Genomic DNA, 16,724 nt, shown 5'->3' with positions numbered 1-16,724 from the left:
GCAGCCCTGATCTAGTGCCCAGCCTCATGGCCGACGCCCTGGACTGGCGCCACACTGGAGCCGCTGCCGTGATGCACCAGCGGCTTCATGCCGGTGACGGTCCGCAGCAGCACATAGAACACCGGCGTCAGGAACAGGCCGAACACGGTGACGCCGATCATGCCGGAGAACACCGCCACGCCCATGGCGCGGCGCATCTCGGAGCCTGCGCCGGTCGAGAGCACCAGCGGCAGCACGCCCATGATGAATGCCATCGACGTCATCAGGATCGGGCGAAGCCGCAACCGGCTCGCCTCGATCGCGGCTCTAATCGGCGTGCGTCCGGCGAATTCGAGCTCGCGCGCGAATTCGACGATCAGGATCGCGTTCTTGGCCGAGAGGCCCACGAGCACGATCAGCCCGATCTGGGTGAAGACATTGTTGTCGCCCTTCGAGATCCAGACGCCGAACATCGCAGCCAGCAGCCCCATCGGCACGATCATGATGATCGAGAGCGGCAGGGTCAGGCTTTCATAGAGCGCGGCCAGCACCAGGAACACCAGCAGGATCGCCAGCGGGAAGACCCAGAGGCCGGAATTGCCGGCGATGAACTCCTGATAGGTCAGGTCGGTCCATTCGAAGGCGAAGCCGGGCGGCAGCACCTCCGCCGCGATCCGCGTCGCGACTTCCTGCGCCTGGCCCGATGAATAGCCGGGCGCGGCGGCCGCGTTGATGTCGGAGGAGAGGAAGCCGTTGTAGCGGATCGCGCGCTCGGGGCCTGCACTCTGGCGGATCTTGAGCAACGCCGACAGCGGCACCATGTCGCCCGAGGACGAGCGCACCTTCAACTGCCTGATGTCGTCGGCGCGGGCGCGGAACGGCGCATCGGCCTGGACATAGACGGAGTAGGTGCGGCCAAACTTGTTGAAGTCGTTGACGTAGTAGGAGCCGAGGTAGATCTGGAGCGTGTTGAACACCTCCGTCACGGGCACGCCAAGTTGCAGCGCCTTGGTGCGGTCGATGTCGGCGAAGAGCTGGGGCACGTTGACCTGGAAGCTCGAGAACACGCCGGCGATCTCCGGCGCCTTCTGCATCGCCGCCATGAATGCCTTCGTCGCCTCGTTCAGCGCCTCGTAGCCGAGACCGGCACGGTCCTCGATCTGGAGCTTGAAGCCACCGATGGTGCCGAGACCGTTGACCGGCGGCGGCGGGAACATGGCGATGAAGGCTTCCTGGAYGCCGGCGTATTTCTTGTTGAGATCGGCCGCGATGGCATTCCCGCTCAGGGCCGGACCCTTGCGCTCGTCGAACGGCTTCAGCGTCGAGAACACGATGCCGGCATTGGAGGAGTTGGTAAAGCCGGAGATCGACAGGCCCGGGAAGGCGACCGAACTCTCGACACCGGGCTGGGTCAGCGCGACGTCGCTCATCTTGCGGATTACCTCTTCGGTGCGGTCGAGCGTTGCACCGTCAGGCAGCCGCGAGAAGCCGACCAGGTACTGCTTGTCCTGGCCCGGCACGAAGCCGCTCGGCACCTGCTGGAACAGGAAGGCGGTGAGGCCGACCAGCACGACGTAAAGACCCATCACCGCGGCCTTGCCGGAGATCACCTTGGTGACGGTGCCGCTGTAATTCTCCGAGGAGCGCGTGAACGCCTTGTTGAAGCCGCGGAAGAACCAGCCGAGGCCCTTCTCCATGATGATCGTCAGCCGGTCCTTCGGCTCGTTATGGCCCTTGAGCAGCAGCGCCGACAATGCCGGCGACAGCGTCAACGAGTTGACCGCGGAGATCACGGTCGAGATCGCGATGGTCAGCGCGAACTGCTTGTAGAACTGCCCGGTAAGACCGGAGATGAAGGCGAGCGGCACGAACACCGCGATCAGCACCATGGCAATCGCGATGATCGGGCCCGAAACCTCGCGCATCGCCTGGTAGGTGGCGTCGCGCGGCGACAGCCCGCCTTCGATGTTGCGCTCGACGTTCTCGACCACCACGATGGCGTCGTCGACGACGATGCCGATCGCGAGCACGAGGCCGAACAGGCTGAGCGCGTTGATGGAGAAGCCGAACACGTGCATCACCGCGAAGGTGCCGACGATCGACACGGGCACCGCGAGCAGCGGAATGATCGAGGCGCGCCAGGTCTGGAGGAACAGGATCACGACCAGCACCACCAGCGCCATCGCCTCCAGCAGCGTGTGGATCACCGCCTCGATCGAGGAGCGCACGAACTGGGTGGGGTCGTAAACGATCTGGTAGGACACGCCTTCCGGCATGTTCTTCTTGATCTCGGCCATGGTGGCGCGGACGTGGTCGGAGATCTCGAGCGCGTTGGAGCCCGGTGCCTGGAAGATCGGGATCGCCACCGCCTGCTTGTTGTCGAGCAGCGAGCGCAGGCCGTATTCGGAGGCGCCGAGCTCGATGCGCGCGACGTCGCGTAAGCGCACCACCTCGCCACGCGTACCGGTCTTGACCACGATGTCGCCGAACTGCTCCTCGTTCGCGAGCCGCCCCTCCGCATTGACGGAGAGCTGGAGGTCGATGCCCTTGACGTTCGGGGAGGAGCCGACCACGCCGGCGGCGGCCTCGACGTTCTGCGCCTGGATCGACTTGACGATGTCGCTCGCGGTCAGCCCGTGCTCGGCGGCCTTCTGGGGATCGACCCAGACCCGCATCGAATAGTCGCCGGCGCCGTAGAGCTGGACGTCGCCGACGCCGTCGATCCGCGCCAGCCGGTCCTTGACGTTGAGCACCGCGTAGTTGCGCAGATACGTCATGTCGTAGCGGTTGTTCGGCGACAGCAGATGCACGACCATGGTGAGGTCGGGCGACGATTTCTTGGTGATGATGCCGAGCTGGCGCACCACGGCGGGCAGGCGCGGCTCGGCCTGCTGCACGCGGTTCTGCACCAGCTGCGTCGCCTTGTCGGGATCGGTGCCGAGCCGGAACGTCACCGTCAGCGTCATCGCGCCGTCGGTGGTCGCCTGGCTCGACATGTAGAGCATGTTCTCGACGCCGTTGATCTGCTCCTCGATTGGAGTAGCCACCGTCTCCGCGATCACCTTCGGATTGGCGCCGGGATAGGTCGCGCGCACCAGGACCGACGGCGGCACGACGTCCGGATATTCCGAGATCGGCATCGCAAACAGCGAGATCAGCCCCGCGAGGAAGATCAGAACGGAGAGCACACCGGCGAAAATCGGACGGTCGATAAAGAACTTTGAGAGATTCATGGCCTTGCCCCTGGGCAATATCTTGCGATTCTCCGACAACTCCCCCGGTCATTCCGGGGCGCGGGCGAAGCCCGCGAACCCGGAATCCGGAGGTGAAGTGGTCGGAGTTTCCAAACTTCGAGATTCCGGGCTCGCGACTTCGTCGCGCCCCGGAATGACGTTACTTAGCGCTGCACGACGTCCTGGTTGCTGTGGTTGGCGGCCTGCTGCGGTCCGCGCGCGCCCATCGCGGCGACCTCCGTCTTGAGGAGGGCGCCCGGACGCACGCGCTGCAGGCCATTGACGATGATGCGGTCGCCGGGCTTCAGCCCTGCCGTTACGATACGCAACCCATCGACGGAGCCGCCGAGCGTGATCGGCCGGTAGACCGCGCGGCTGTCGTCGCCGACCGCCATCACGAACTTCTTGTCCTGGTCGGTGCCGATCGCACGTTCGTCGATCATCACCAGCGTCTGCTGCTTCGGCTGCCCCATGCGCACGCGGGCGAACTGGCCGGGAATGAGACGCCCGTCCTCGTTCCGGAACACCGCGCGGACGCGGATGGTGCCGCTCTGGCCGTTGACCTGGTTGTCGATGAGCTGGATGTGGCCCTTCGCCGACAGGCCGCCCGAGGTCGCCATCTCGACCGGGATCTGGTCGAGATTGCCGCGCTTGCCGGAGGTATCCGCGATCGAGTTCAGCGCGCGCAGCACGACCTCCTCATCCGCATCGAAGGACGCGTAGATCGGATTGACCGAGACCAGCGAGGTCAGGACCGGGGAGGCGGTGCCGGCGGCGACGAGATTGCCGACGGTGATCTCGATCTTGCCGACGCGGCCGTCGACCGGCGCGCGCACCTCGGTGTAATCGAGATTGAGCCTTGCGGTCTGGAGCGTCGCCTCGGCCGCCTTGACGTTGGCGATCGCCTCGCGATTGGCGTTGTCGCGCTGGTCGTAGTCGCGCCGCGTGACCACGGCGTTGCCGACGAGCTGCGCGCCGCGCTCGAGCTCGCTCTGGGTGAACACCACCCGCGCCTTGGCGGCCTCGAGCTGGGCGTTGGCCTTGTCGACCTCGGCCGCGTAGGGCGCCGGATCGATCTTGAACAGGATGTCGCCGGCTTTCACCAGCGCGCCCTCGGTGAAATTGGCCGACATGATCGCGCCCGCCACGCGCGGCCGGAGCTCGACGCGGTGAATGGCTTCAAGCCGGCCGGAGAATTCGTCCCACAGCACGGTCGGCCGCGGCTCGATCATCGCGACTGTGACGGAGACGGCCTGTTCGGCCGCGGCGGCCGTCGCGGTCGCCTGCGCGGCACGAAGATAATGGCCGGTTGCGATCGAGCCGGCCACGGCGAGGGCGCCCACGATGGCGACGCCGCCGAGAAGGCGGCGGAAACGACCGGTGCGGGGGGAGTTTTGCGAGGGATGCATTTGCGCGCTCCAGATATGTAGTGTTCACTACAGATGTGGAGCTGGATGTCGCAGTGCAAGATACTTATGTACCATTCACTAAAAAAATTGTAGCGGCATACCGCAAGAATTGGAAGACGGTAGAGAAAATAAAGCTAGAACAAATAGATAGGATTAGGCGTTAAGCCTCAGGCAGAACGTGAATTCCGAGGAGACAGGCACATGGGCATGGGACGCCCCCGCGAATTCGACGCCGAAACGGCGTTGGACCAGGCGATGGAAGTGTTTTGGCGCCATGGCTATGAGGGCGCCACCATCGCGCAGCTGACCGAAGCCATGGGCATCAACCCGCCCAGCCTTTATGCCTGTTTCGGCAACAAGGAAGGGCTGCTGAAGGCCGCGCTCGACCGCTACACCAAGCTGCGTGGCGTCTGGATGGACGAGGTGGTCGCCGCACCGACCGCCCGTGATGTTGCCGAGCGGATGCTGATGGGCATCGCCGACAAGCAGACCGATCCCGCCAACCCGCCCGGCTGCCTGCTCGTGCAGGGCGGCATTGCCTGCGGCACCGGCTCTGAAAACGTCCCCTTCGAACTCGCCGCCCGCCGCGCCCAGAACGAAGACCAGCTCCGCGACCGTTTTGTCCGCGCCAAGGCGGAAGGCGATCTCAAGCCGGGGTCGGATCCGGCCGCGCTCGCGCGCTACGTCTCGGCCGTCTCGGTCGGCATGGGCGTGATGGCGTCCTCGGGCTCCGACCGCGAGGCGCTGCGTCAGGTCGCGAGCGTCGCGGTGCAGGCCGTCGCGGCGCAGTCGGAGCGGGGATAGCGCGCGACTTCGAGCGCCAACCGTCAACCTCTCTCGATCATCCAACGGTTGACCGCCTGGTGGAAGTTAAGCGGGCCCGGAACGGTCATGTGCGTCTTGACGTACGTGAAACCCGCCTTTTGAAGCGTGCGGTTCGGAGCCACATTGAACGCGTTGGGCTCACAGAAGAGTTGCTTCAACTTCAGAACCTGGAAGTAGAGTTCGACGGTCTGTCGGACACACTCCACGCCAATCCCCTGCTTGCGCAGCGAGGGATCCGTGATGTGCAAATGCATATTTGCGTGCTGGCCAATGCGGATCTTGTCAGCGGTCGAGAACCCCAAGAACCTGTCGTCGGCGAGCCAGCTGACCAAAAAGCCGCCTCGCTGCTCGACAGGCCGCTCGAACATCTGCTCATAAAGCCGCTGCCATTGTGATGGCGGCGGCAGTCGCGTTGGGTCGACCCCGAGCATTTCCAGGTGCTCTGGCGTCGCTGCGTGGAAATACTCGATGATCTCTGCGGTTTCCTGCAGCGTCATCGGTCGAACGGTGATGGCCATTGGGCAGTCCTTCATCGTGATGATTTAAAGCAATCCGGTCTCAATTGTGAGAGCCATTTCACACAATCTAAGTTTGAATCGCGCTAAAGTAGTTAAATAACACCAAGACAACTTTTAACGCCCTCATTTCCATATATCAATCACACCCACAGCAGGTCGATCATGCCTTCAGCGACGACGAACAAGGCGGTTGTCACTTTGGACGCCGCCAGCGCGACCATGACAATTACTGCCCCGGATCAAACCTCCGAGACGTACCAGATCGACAAATTCCCCGACGCAGGCTCGACGCTCGTCTCGGCGGCGAAGCAGGAGATACTAACCGACCTCGATCTTCATGAAATGATCGCCAATCTGTCGCGCGTTTCGGAACTTCTTTATCTGGCTTACTGCGGGGTCGCTGGAACCCACGTGCAGGCGACCATCTCCGACCGCCGCAAGGTCTTCCTGGATCTCTGCGCCGACTGCGTCACGGCGATGACGAGTTTCGAAACTGCCGGGCGTCGCATCGGCAACGACGTCGCCGAAGCATTTCACTGGCTGATCAAGGGGCAGGAAAAGCGCGCGATGGCCCGGCTCACTGCATCGGGGAAGGAAGCCGCGGCCATGGCGCAAACGGCGCAGGGCCTCGCGGACCGGAGTGCAGCGCTCGGGACCGACGTGCAAAAGGATCAACACGACACCCTTGAGCTCAGTGCGCTGGAGCAGGACGAGCTGGCCAAGATTCGCGTGGCGCGCGCGCAGATGGAAGCCGAACAGTCCAAGCAGAAGTCGATGAACGAACAACTGGCGAGCAGCATCGCCACGCTCAATGGGCTGTATGAAGACGCCAAATCGCGCGAAGAAAAGGAAGAGGAGCGCGCTTTCATCACGGGCATTGTCAGCAGCGTGACCTCCGGCCTTGGATCCGCGTTCGGTGCCTACACGGCGGCCAAGAACCCGCTCGGGACGGTGGCCGCAAACTTGTCGCGCAAACCGAACCAGGACGATCCCGGCCAATCCAACTCAGGCCAGGAGACCACGGACTCCGGCGAAACATCCGACTCTACCGGGCAGACCGCTGGCGGTGACGTCGACACCAAAGCCGGGAACGATACCACGACCGACAAAGGGACAGGCGGCAAGAAGGGCGACGGGTCGACAGCCGCCGGCATCGCCGCCGGTCTCGATGGCGCGGGAAAGACCACCAAGGAAATGTCCCAGGACGCGGCCAAGGCCGGCGAGTCGGTCCGTCAGGAGAAGATGAGACTGCTCGACCAAAAGTTGGCGCAGGAAGCGTCCAAGCGTGAGATCGTTGCCCAGCTAGCGGAGCTGAGCTCGAAACTCTCCTCTTCGGACACTGAGCAGAAGATCCACGAGTCGGCTCAGGTGGCGCTGCAGATCGCGGTGTGGGCCTTTGCCAACATCACCACGACCCTGGTGGTGACCCGGCAGTTCTGGGAGAACGTGAAGAAGGCGTGCGATCGTCTGGCCGATTCCGACATCAGCACCAAGATCGGTGACGAGTTGGCAAGTGGAGACGATCCGAAGGCGAGGGTCGAATACTACCTGAGCGACATGTTCATGCCGTCTGCCATCGCCTATCTCGCGCGTTGGGCCGCGCTGGCCGACCTCGGTCGCGAATACAAGGAGGGTTCGATCAAGGCTCGCGACACCTCCATCGAGAACATCAATCTGTCGCCGAGCATAAGCGAAGCGCGTGCACTGCTTGAGCCGCTGAAAGCCAAGGTCCAGTCGGAATTGGCCAACGACAAGCTCGCCTCCACGGCGCGATCGGACAAGGTGAAGGCAGAATTGGCTCTCCTTGGCTCGACAGCTTGATTGGCACGTCGAGCCTGTATCCAAGCCGCGACCTGCGAGCTGGGCGGCGGATCACCGACTGAAAGCTTTTCCAGCAATCGATTGTCTCACCTCTCGCCGAGGTCAGAGGCCGTCCAAAGGAGGAACGTCAATCATGGGCGATACGGATGTCTATGCCAAACGCGCAAAGAACGTCGTCGACGGCTTGGCTCGCGCGCTCGCACTTTCGCATGCCGGACAGGATGACCAGGCGCTTACCTTGCTGGCGACCTTGAAGCCCGATGTCGCCAGTTTGAGCGAGGCGGCGAAGGGCCTGCACGAAGTCGTCAAGACCGAAGAGGATCTGGCGCAGGCCCGGCTTCACGCGGTCACCGAGGCGATCGCCTCGACCGTTGATGCGGAGAACGCCGCGAGGGCCCAGATCGAGAGCACGCAGGCGGCCGTCGCCGGCGACGTGGCCAAGCTACAGCAGGCTCAAGTCGACATGGCAAACTACCAGCAAAAAATGATCGTATTGATGGCTCGGATCAGGGAGCTTCAAGACGAGTTGCAAGACAACCAGGACAAGATGAGCAAATGGTTCTGGGTGCCGGGCTACAACGTCTATTTGGCGGTGCAGAACATCAAGGACCTCATCGAGGGAAAGCAGGGCGAGCTGAATGGCGTCATTCAGAACTTGCATGACGAGCAATCGAAGTTGCCCGGGCTGCAGCGCGATATGGCAAAGTTGGCGGCGGACACCGCTGCGCTTCAGGCCAAGCTCAGGGAGCTCGTGGGCACCGAGAGCGAACTGAAGCAGCACCAGGTCTGGCTCGAAGAAGCGCAGAAGAGCGACTCCGCGCTGGTGGCGACGTCGGCCAAGGTGTCCGCATTCTACGACGAGTTGGCCGTTGCGCTCGACGACACGGCGAGCGACCTCGATAGCACGTATCAGATCGCCGCACGACTATCGACCGCCGTCGAGGTCCTCGATGACAACGGAAACCTTCGCTCCGGAACGTTGCAGGATGCCGTGCTCTATTTGGCCCGGCATGCCGACGCTGCATCACGCCGGATCTACGTGTTTCAAAATGTCGACGACGGCGCGCCACGATACGTCAGCGATGTCGTCATCGGAACCGAACCGGCGGGCGGATATGACCACGCCGTTTTCGTGATCCCGTTCAAGGTGACCACTCCGTACCATCTTCGCGGTGTGATCATTCCGATGAAGGGTCAGGATATGGTGGTGCAGCTTGCCACCGGACCGAACGTGCCGGAGCCGTCTCAAGTCGTGCACATTCCAGCGCCGAAAATCGTCGCCTCGAAGTCCCTTCCGGGGACGACGCCATTCGCAGCCCACGATATTTCCATCCCGGGAGCGTATGTCCTGGTGCCCGGCGAGCGATACTTCATCATCCTGACATCGACGAACCTCGATCGGTTCGCCGGGACCTGGACCAATGATGCGCGCGCGCAGACGCCGCATGGCCAGCGTTTTCGTGGTGACTGGATGATCTGGCCACGCGACGGCCGTGGCGGTCCCTCGCTTCGGGTCTACGGGATGGCCACGGTCGGAAGTGTGCAGCAGTTCGTCTAGGCGCATCGCGGGTGTCGCCCCGGCGAAACGTAAAGCGCGCCGGCCTGCAAGACGGCAAAGCGGTTCAAACGCAACGCCGATGAAGTGACGGGGTTTTTGAGAAGCCGAGAAGCGATTCTGCACCCGGCCGAATAACTGGAGGGCGATCGATGTATATGAATGTGCTTGGTCTCACCAAAGGCGCACATCACACATACGCGCTCGGTGTGGACGGCAAAGAGAGTATCGGTGGAACAATCGTGTGCATCATGGATGTGAGATTCAAAGAGGGGACAGGCTTCACGGACGCCTGGGCGCAAATTCTTCAGGCGAGCGACACGAACGACGGAATAACCTATGTGGTCAACGTAATTAAGTCGTCCAAGCAATGGGCGTACGTTGGGAAAACATTGGGTACATTCAAAAATCGCTATGCGAGTGGACCAACGGGAGGGTTGGAAGAGGTCTTCAAGTCTTATAACCCCAAAGATAGCATGCTCGAGTGCGCGCTCTACAATGCAAGCCATCCCGCGCTGGTCGAAGGGTGGTGTTATCAGATACTGGCAGCGAAAAAGTACAGCGTCACAAATATCCAGGACCCGTCCTAAAGCATGATCCGGAAAAGTGCGCAGCGGTTTTCCGAAAGGATCATGCTCAAGCAACAGCCCAAAGCGCGATGACGATTCATCCAATCTCATCGCGCTTTAGGGCTCGCAGTTTCGTGCAAGGTTGCCGTCCGATTAGTCCGCAGTCGCGCAAAGAGCAGGGCGCGATCGATGAGCCCGGAAAAAAGCGACGCCCGATGCGAACATCGGAGCGTCGGCTGCGTGACAAGAGTTGCAAAGACCGCGGAGATCGTCAGGACGCCTCGCTAAGGACCGGCGAAGCGGATTCCTCCGCCTTGAGCTCCTCGAGGCTGCGATGCCGGGGCTCGATGCCCAGCGCCCAGACCGTGATGATCTGCACCACCAGCAGTCCGATCATCAAGGCCATGACGCCTGCCACGCCGCGCGTCTCGAACAGCGACACGACGAGGAACGGCGTGACGATGGTGGCGCCGCGTCCCAGCGTGTTGACGATGCCGGAGGCGCGCAGGCGGACCTCGGTCGGAAACAGTTCTGGGATATAGATGCCGAACAGCAGGGCGACCAGCACATAGATCGGCACCGTCAGCGCAAAGCCCACAGCCGGCAGCAGGATCGGATCGGAGATCATCGGGTAGAGGATGCCAAGCGCCACCGTGATCAGGGATGCGCCGATGATGGTCGGCTTGCGGCCCCAGCGGTCGGCGGTTAGCGCGCCGATGGCCGAACCGACGGGCGCGCCGAGCGCCATCAGCAGCGAATAGCCGAACGATGTCGCGATCGAGAGGCCCTGCTTGACGAAGAACACGGGCAGCCAGGTCACGAAGCCGTAGAGCAGGGTGTTGATCGTGATCAGGCAGACCGCGCCGACGATCATCCGCGACAGCAAGGGAGCCGTGAACAGCGTGCCGAGATCGGCAGATGCCGGGACCGGCGTTGTGGCCGCGGGAGGGGGCAGGGGCTGCCCCTGCGCGGCTTCCTTCTCGATGGTCTGCATCAGCGCTTCCGCTTCCGCGGTGCGCCCCACCGCTTCCAGCCAGCGCGGCGATTCCGGCAGCGACTTGCGCATGTACCACACCACGAGCGCGCCGACGCCGCCGAGCACGAACATGGAGCGCCAGCCGAATTGCGGCACGAGCACGGATGCGACCAGCAGCGCGACCGGCAGGCCGGTGACGACGCACACGGTGGTGAAGCCGAGCCATTTGCCGCGGGTGCGCGCGGGCACGAATTCCGTCATCGTCGAATAGCCGACGACGTTCTCCGCCCCGAGCCCAACGCCCATCACGAAGCGGCAGGCGATCAGGAAGGCCATGTTCGGCGAGAACGCCGCGGCAAGGGAGGCAACGCCGAAAAGCAGCAAATTGAATTGATAGGTGAAGCGGCGTCCGTAGCGGTCGCCGAGGAAACCGGTGCCGAACGATCCCAGCATCATGCCGACGAAGGTCGCGGAGATGAAGACCGCGTTCTGGGCGAGGGTCGAAAAGCCGCTCTTCAGCGTGACGCTGAGCACGGTCCCGGCGATATAGATGTCGAAACCGTCGAAAAACATCCCGATGCCGATCAGCAGCATGATGCGGCGGTGGAATGGCCCGACCGGCAGCCGATCCAGACGGCCGCCTGCGTTCACCGATGTCGACATATACGCGCTCCCTTGACTGTTGTTCTGGTTGATGCGGCCCGCCTTCTCTGGGCGGTCGGTCGCCTGCTGTTCTGCTAGTTCAGCCGCTTTTGGTTGGCCGTGTCGCGATACCAGTCGAACGGCTGCTCGTGAGTCGCGACCATCACGCTCTTGGTGTTGAAGTGGTCGTTGAAGCTTTCGGTGCCGCATTCGCGGCCTATGCCGGAATCGTCGACCCCGCCCCAGGGCGAGGCCGGGTCGAGACGGTGATGATCGTTGATCCAGACGATGCCGGCCTTGACCGAGGCGGCGACACGGTGCGCGCGGGCGACGTCGCGGGTGCGGATCGCAGCAGCCAGGCCGAACGGCGAGTCGTTGGCAAGCCGCAGCGCATCGGCCTCGTCCTTGAACGGCGTCACCGAGGTGAAGGGACCAAACACCTCCTCCTGGAAGATGCGCATGTCGGCTTTCACGTCGGCGAACACCGTCGGCTYGACGAAATAGCCGTTGTCGTGACCCGGCACCTTGGCGGCGACACCGCCGGTGACGAGACGCGCGCCGTCCGCGTGACCATAGCCCGCGTAGGTGAGGACACGGTCGCGCTGCTTGGCCGAGATCACGGGACCCATTTGAGTGCTTGCATCGAAGGGATCGCCGACGCGGATCGTGCGGGTCTTGGCCTGCAGCTTCTCGACGAATTCGTCATAGATCGTGGCCTGGACGATGTGGCGCGAGGCGCAGACGCAGGTCTGTCCGGCGCCGATGAATGCACCGAACGCGGCGTAGTTGACGGCGCGGTCGACGTCGAAATCGTCGAACACCATCACCGGCGTCTTGCCGCCGAGCTCCATGGTCTGATGCGCGAAGACTTTTGCGGCCGCGCTGCCGGCGATGCGGCCTGCCTCGGTGCCGCCGGTCAGCACCAGCTTGTTGATGTCGCCATGCTCGGCCAGCATCTTGCCGGCGCTCTGGCCGAGGCCCAGCACGATGTTGAAGACACCCGGCGGCAGGCCCGCTTCGGTGAAGATCTGCGCGAGCTTCAGTGTCGTCAACGGCGTGTATTCGGACGGCTTGACCACGGTGACGCATCCGGTCGCCAGCACCACGGCGAGCGACTTGCACAGGATCATCAGCGGATGGTTGAACGGGGTGCAATTGGCGACGATGCCGATCGGGGTACGAAGCGTGTAGTTCAGGTACGCACCTTCGACGGGGATGACGGAGTCGCGGCGCGCCAGCGCGACGCCGGCAAAGTAGCGGAAGAAATCGGGAAGGCGGGAGAGCTGGGCGCGGGTCTCGTTGACCGGGCGGCCGTTGTTGAGGGTCTCCAGCCGGTACAGGCTGTCGAGATTGGCCTCGAACGCATCGGCGAGCCTGTTGACCAGCCTGGCCCGCGCACGCGTGTCCATGCCGCCCCAGGCCTTGCCTTCGAACGCGGCGCGCGCGCTCTTCATGGCGCGGTCGATGTCTTCTGCGGTCGAGTTGGGAATGCGGGCAATCACGTCGCCGGTCGCGGGATTGCGGACATCGAGCATCGCGCCGCCTCCGGCCTCGACTTCACGCCCATCGATGAAATTGCCGCGGATTTCGACGTCGATCGACGCCGGTTTTGAGGGAATATTCATGACGACCTCTCTTCGACGATGACGGCGTTACGTTTGAGCGCCGGCAGAACGCGTTTTTCGGTGGCTCCGATATGGGCCTTGATGATGCGCGCGGCGGTTCGCGTCTCGCGGCTCTGCATGGCGTCGATCAGGGCGACGTGCTCGGCAACGAGCTTCGCCGGATCGTGGCCCTTCAGGTTGGATATGCTGACGCGAACCAGCCGGTCGGCCTGGCCGATCAGGTCGCACAGCGCCGTTGCCATGCGGCGATTGCCGGAGGCATGAGCCAGGGCGGTGTGGAAGCCGCGATTGTAGGTGATGAAGTCTTCGTGGTTGCCCGAGAAACGGCGGAATTGGTCGAGCGATTTCAGCACGCTGTCGGGCGCGCTCTCGATCGCCTCCGCCACGCAGGCCGGCTCCAGCGCAAGGCGGAAGCGCAGGAGGTCGCGGGCATCCGACAGCGAGATCGGCGTGACTCGATAGCCCTGGCGCGGCTGCACCGTCACGAGGTGCTCGCGTTGCAGCCGTAGCAGCGCATCCCGGACCGGCTGGCGGCTGACTTCATAGCGCTCGGCCAGGTCCTGCTCGCGCATTTCATCGCCCGGCGCGAAGCGACAGCCTAAAATATCAGACCTGAGACGATCATAGATATTCTCGCGCAAAAGCATGATTTTGTAGATCTCCTTGGCACGAATATCTCAGTCGTGATATTTTACGTCAAGAGCCAAATGCTTGAATTCCCTGACAGTTGATTTATCAATCAGGGCCTCCAAGCGGGGCCTCGAAGCCACGCGAGCGGCCGACGAAGTGAAGGAAAGACCGGACATGGACAGGCTTTTTGCCAACGGGACCGTCAACGCCGCGCAATCGGGCGAGGGGCCGCCGCTGTTTCTCTTTCACTCGCTGTTGTCGGATCGTGCGAGCTTCGACGCGATCGTGCCTGAGCTCGAGGGATCGTTTCGAACCATCGTGCCGGAGCTGCCGGGGTTCGGCCGCTCACGCGCTGTGGAGGGCGGTCTTGCCGCGGTCGCGGACCGGATGGCCGAGGCTGTATGCGATGCTGCAGGCGGCGCACCGGCGATCGTGCYCGGCAATGGCTACGGCGGGTTCGTCGCGCTCCAGATGGCGATCCGGCATCCGGAGATCGCCGGCAAGCTCATTCTCGCCGATAGCGGCGCCGCTTTCTCGGAGCCCGGCCGCGAGGCGTTTCGCAACATGGCGAAGGTATCCCGGGAAARGGGGCTGGGGGCCATCACTGACGTCGCGATGCGTCGCCTGTTTGCGCCCGAGTTCCAGGAGCAGCATCCCGAGTTGATGCGGGGGCGTCGTGAAGCCTTTCTGCGGACCGATCCCGACGTGTTTCGCGCCGCGTGCGACGCGTTGGCCGGCCTCGATCTCCGCGCCGAGCTCGCCGGAGTGAAAATCCCGGTTCTCGTCCTGGTCGGCGAACACGACGAAGCGACGCCTCCGCCGATGTCGCATGAATTGGCCGCGAAGTTACCGCGAGTCGAATTCAAGGTCATTCCGGGTTGCGCGCACGTGCCACAGCTTCAATCGCCGCAGCGGTTTCTCGCAGCCATGAAGCAATTCCTGCACTGATTTTCGGGGTGCGATCCGATCCACAAGGCCGCGGTGGTCGCGGTGGAGGCGCGATCGGAAACAGGGTAGATCTCGCTGGTTCAAGAGCGAATGCGCTCACAGGCCTGCTGGACAAGCGAAAACGATGTTCGCCCTGACATTTCTTGGGACTTCGGCAAGCGTCCCTTCCGCGGAGCGCAATCATCCTGCTCTCCTGGTGGAAGCTGCGGGCAAGCGGCTCCTGATTGATTGCGGTGAGGGGACCCAGCGCCAATTGCTGCGGAGCGGTGCCGGCTTTCGGCGTCTTGATCGCATCCTGCTGACGCATGGTCATTTCGATCACGTGCTCGGCATCCCCGGTCTCTTTTCAACATTGGGGCTGCGGCAGAACTCCGATGTGATGACCATCCATGCCGGGCCAGGCACGCTCGACGTCGTCGCCCGCATGCTCGCCGGCCTGTGGGGCGCGGGCAGGGCGCCGATCCCGGTGGAATTTGTACCGCTGACCGAAGGGCAGGTCATCGATGCCGGCGAATTCAAGATCGACTGCTTTCCGGTCCGCCATCGGGATACGGACAGCTTTGGCTTCTCCTTCCAAAGTCACGCACGCCGCCATCTTCAGCCCGATCGCCTCGCGGCGCTCGGCGTACCGGACGGTCCCACGCGCGGAGAATTGGCGGAAGGAAGACCGGTCGTGATCGCTGGCGGAAGGACGATCGATCCGGAGGATGTATTGGGACTGCCAAGCGGCGGCAAGAAGCTCGTGGTGATCGGCGACACCGAGACGACCGAGGGCCTTTCCAAATACGTGGCTGACGCCGACGTACTGGTGATCGAGGCGACGTTCCTCGATCGCGACGCCTCGACCGCTCGGGATTACGGCCACCTCACCGCGGCAGAAGCGGCTTCGTTTGCGGCCGCCAACAACGTCGGGCAACTCGTGCTCACCCACCTGTCGGGACGCTATCGGGACGAAGAGATACTGGCCGAAGCGGCACAAGCGTTTCCGAACAGTCGGATCGCCGCCGACTTTGATCACATCGTCGTCTAGTCGTCGCGCCTCTTCCTGGCGAGGTCCTCATCGACTATCGCGACACGCCTGACTGGGATGTCGCGCTGATGAAGCCGGCGGATGGCCAAGGTGCCAGTCATAGCCTCGAACTCGGCGGTCCCGGCACCTATGACCGATCGCTACGCTCATATCGGCTGTTGGAAAGTGCAAGTCACGCCGGCCGAACCGTCCGGATCCTGCCTTGGCTCTGCGCGTGACACGATGACGGTGCGCTCGGGATTCGCGAAACTCTCGCGCATCTCGATCATGAGTGCGTTGTCCGCGAGCGTCATCAAGCGCCCTGACCCGACCGGTCCGTCGGCGGCCCGCGCCAGGCAGTACCTGAAATCCACGGGATCATATTCCGGAAGCGGAAATAAGTCGCCGCTCTTCGGGTCTGTCGGCCGCTCCATCACCCATTCCACTGATGATCCAAGCGGTTCGATGTCACCGGGCGGCTGTCGGACAAGAAACGAGCGGAACTCGCCGGTGCTCTGGTTCTTGATGAAATACAGAACGTCTCCGCTGACCTGAACCGCGAGACCGGCGAGAATTTTATTGCCTTTGTTGATTGGGAGGTTGTCGATCAACGTTATCGCTTGTGGCTTCGGCGGCGCCGGCGACTTCGTGGTCGCCTCATCCGACGGAGTGTTATGCCACCAATCCCACCACGCAAAGTGTTTGGGCGCGCGATTGGGCCAGTGGCCGGTACCGATTTGAGGCAGGGAGATATTCGGTAGCGTGCCGTTGCGGCCGTCGAGGCCCACCCACAACAACGATTTTGGATCATCCGCGTGCGTGTCCAAGGCCGACGCGGATGGCGGACGCACGTCCGGCACGTTCCATCCGGCCGCCGCGAAGACGAACCGCTGTGGCCAGGGCGTAGAAATGAGCGCTCCCGACCAATTCAGCATCGATTGAAGCGCGCCCCCCGCTGACGGGGGGTCGATGTCGTCGAACGTCG

Annotated in this window: 13 protein-coding genes and 1 pseudogene; 7 read left to right on the top strand and 7 right to left on the bottom strand. The window is 63.1% G+C overall.

What is annotated here, in order from left to right; translation table 11 throughout:
• Positions 1 to 11: 11 nt before the first annotated feature.
• Together ACXJMY_RS07990 and ACXJMY_RS07985 are read right to left on the bottom strand one after the other, a co-directional pair.
• On the bottom strand, positions 12 to 3,212 hold the full coding sequence (locus ACXJMY_RS07990) for an efflux RND transporter permease subunit (protein ID WP_456618764.1): 3,201 nt from the start codon (positions 3,210 to 3,212) through the stop codon (positions 12 to 14).
• A 164-nt stretch (positions 3,213 to 3,376) separates the two neighbouring features.
• On the bottom strand, positions 3,377 to 4,621 hold the full coding sequence (locus tag ACXJMY_RS07985; RefSeq protein WP_456618763.1) for an efflux RND transporter periplasmic adaptor subunit: 1,245 nt from the start codon (positions 4,619 to 4,621) through the stop codon (positions 3,377 to 3,379).
• 201 nt (positions 4,622 to 4,822) lie between these two features.
• Between ACXJMY_RS07985 and ACXJMY_RS07980 the strand changes: the two genes are divergently transcribed.
• The gene (locus ACXJMY_RS07980; protein WP_456618762.1) at positions 4,823 to 5,425 is read left to right on the top strand and encodes a TetR/AcrR family transcriptional regulator; all 603 of its coding nucleotides are present in this window, start codon (positions 4,823 to 4,825) and stop codon (positions 5,423 to 5,425) included.
• A gap of 23 nt (positions 5,426 to 5,448) precedes the next feature.
• On the opposite strand, the gene ACXJMY_RS07975 is transcribed toward ACXJMY_RS07980, so the two are convergent.
• Positions 5,449 to 5,964: a GNAT family N-acetyltransferase gene (locus tag ACXJMY_RS07975; protein WP_456618761.1), complete on the bottom strand. Its 516-nt coding sequence runs from the start codon at positions 5,962 to 5,964 to the stop codon at positions 5,449 to 5,451.
• Between the two features lie 162 nt (positions 5,965 to 6,126).
• On the opposite strand from ACXJMY_RS07975, the gene ACXJMY_RS07970 reads away from it, so the two are divergent.
• From ACXJMY_RS07970 to ACXJMY_RS07960, 3 genes are all read left to right on the top strand, one after another.
• Positions 6,127 to 7,785 (top strand): hypothetical protein, encoded by a 1,659-nt coding sequence (locus ACXJMY_RS07970; RefSeq protein ID WP_456618760.1) that lies wholly within the window; start codon positions 6,127 to 6,129, stop codon positions 7,783 to 7,785.
• A gap of 133 nt (positions 7,786 to 7,918) precedes the next feature.
• Positions 7,919 to 9,343 carry a coiled-coil domain-containing protein gene (locus tag ACXJMY_RS07965; RefSeq protein WP_456618759.1) on the top strand — a complete coding sequence of 475 codons (1,425 nt, stop codon included), beginning with the start codon at positions 7,919 to 7,921 and terminating at the stop codon, positions 9,341 to 9,343.
• 149 nt (positions 9,344 to 9,492) lie between these two features.
• Positions 9,493 to 9,930: a hypothetical protein gene (locus ACXJMY_RS07960; protein ID WP_456618758.1), complete on the top strand. Its 438-nt coding sequence runs from the start codon at positions 9,493 to 9,495 to the stop codon at positions 9,928 to 9,930.
• A gap of 250 nt (positions 9,931 to 10,180) precedes the next feature.
• Here ACXJMY_RS07960 and ACXJMY_RS07955 read toward each other — a convergent pair whose 3' ends face one another.
• The 3 genes from ACXJMY_RS07955 to ACXJMY_RS07945 form a co-directional block, all read right to left on the bottom strand.
• A complete protein-coding gene (locus tag ACXJMY_RS07955) occupies positions 10,181 to 11,548 on the bottom strand; it encodes an MFS transporter (RefSeq protein WP_456618757.1) in 1,368 nt (455 codons plus the stop codon).
• A 74-nt stretch (positions 11,549 to 11,622) separates the two neighbouring features.
• Complete coding sequence (locus ACXJMY_RS07950; protein ID WP_456618756.1) at positions 11,623 to 13,152, bottom strand: aldehyde dehydrogenase; 1,530 nt, start codon at positions 13,150 to 13,152, stop codon at positions 11,623 to 11,625.
• Complete coding sequence (locus tag ACXJMY_RS07945; protein WP_456618755.1) at positions 13,149 to 13,799, bottom strand: GntR family transcriptional regulator; 651 nt, start codon at positions 13,797 to 13,799, stop codon at positions 13,149 to 13,151. Before ACXJMY_RS07945 ends, ACXJMY_RS07950 begins: the two co-directional genes overlap by 4 nt.
• A 157-nt stretch (positions 13,800 to 13,956) precedes the next feature.
• On the opposite strand from ACXJMY_RS07945, the gene ACXJMY_RS07940 reads away from it, so the two are divergent.
• The 3 genes and pseudogenes from ACXJMY_RS07940 to ACXJMY_RS07930 form a co-directional block, all read left to right on the top strand.
• The gene (locus tag ACXJMY_RS07940; protein WP_456618813.1) at positions 13,957 to 14,730 is read left to right on the top strand and encodes an alpha/beta fold hydrolase; all 774 of its coding nucleotides are present in this window, start codon (positions 13,957 to 13,959) and stop codon (positions 14,728 to 14,730) included.
• 124 nt (positions 14,731 to 14,854) lie between these two features.
• A complete protein-coding gene (gene rnz / locus ACXJMY_RS07935) occupies positions 14,855 to 15,760 on the top strand; it encodes a ribonuclease Z (protein ID WP_456618754.1) in 906 nt (301 codons plus the stop codon).
• 11 nt (positions 15,761 to 15,771) lie between these two features.
• Positions 15,772 to 15,909, top strand: a pseudogene (locus tag ACXJMY_RS07930) (NAD(P)-dependent alcohol dehydrogenase); the annotation flags it as partial.
• On the opposite strand, the gene ACXJMY_RS07925 reads toward ACXJMY_RS07930, so the two are convergent.
• Positions 15,907 to 16,674 carry a G1 family glutamic endopeptidase gene (locus tag ACXJMY_RS07925; protein WP_456618812.1) on the bottom strand — a complete coding sequence of 256 codons (768 nt, stop codon included), beginning with the start codon at positions 16,672 to 16,674 and terminating at the stop codon, positions 15,907 to 15,909. The pseudogene ACXJMY_RS07930 and the gene ACXJMY_RS07925 overlap by 3 nt on opposite strands.
• Between the last annotated feature and the right edge of the window lie 50 nt (positions 16,675 to 16,724).

Source organism: Bradyrhizobium sp. P5_C12 (genome assembly GCF_054049735.1).
Note: the sequence above shows the minus strand (reverse complement) of the source record. Positions and strands in the feature narration are given on the sequence as shown.

Bases quoted from the DNA above. Each gene is read 5' to 3' on its own strand.
- ACXJMY_RS07975 (WP_456618761.1), bottom strand. From the start codon at position 5,964: ATGGCCATCACCGTTCGACCGATGACGCTGCAGGAAACCGCAGAGATC.
- ACXJMY_RS07960 (WP_456618758.1), top strand. From the start codon at position 9,493: ATGTATATGAATGTGCTTGGTCTCACCAAAGGCGCACATCACACATAC.
- ACXJMY_RS07945 (WP_456618755.1), bottom strand. From the start codon at position 13,799: ATGCTTTTGCGCGAGAATATCTATGATCGTCTCAGGTCTGATATTTTA.
- ACXJMY_RS07925 (WP_456618812.1), bottom strand. From the start codon at position 16,674: ATGCTGAATTGGTCGGGAGCGCTCATTTCTACGCCCTGGCCACAGCGG.
- ACXJMY_RS07965 (WP_456618759.1), top strand. From the start codon at position 7,919: ATGGGCGATACGGATGTCTATGCCAAACGCGCAAAGAACGTCGTCGAC.
- ACXJMY_RS07985 (WP_456618763.1), bottom strand. From the start codon at position 4,621: ATGCATCCCTCGCAAAACTCCCCCCGCACCGGTCGTTTCCGCCGCCTT.
- ACXJMY_RS07980 (WP_456618762.1), top strand. From the start codon at position 4,823: ATGGGCATGGGACGCCCCCGCGAATTCGACGCCGAAACGGCGTTGGAC.
- rnz (WP_456618754.1), top strand. From the start codon at position 14,855: ATGTTCGCCCTGACATTTCTTGGGACTTCGGCAAGCGTCCCTTCCGCG.
- ACXJMY_RS07955 (WP_456618757.1), bottom strand. From the start codon at position 11,548: ATGTCGACATCGGTGAACGCAGGCGGCCGTCTGGATCGGCTGCCGGTC.
- ACXJMY_RS07970 (WP_456618760.1), top strand. From the start codon at position 6,127: ATGCCTTCAGCGACGACGAACAAGGCGGTTGTCACTTTGGACGCCGCC.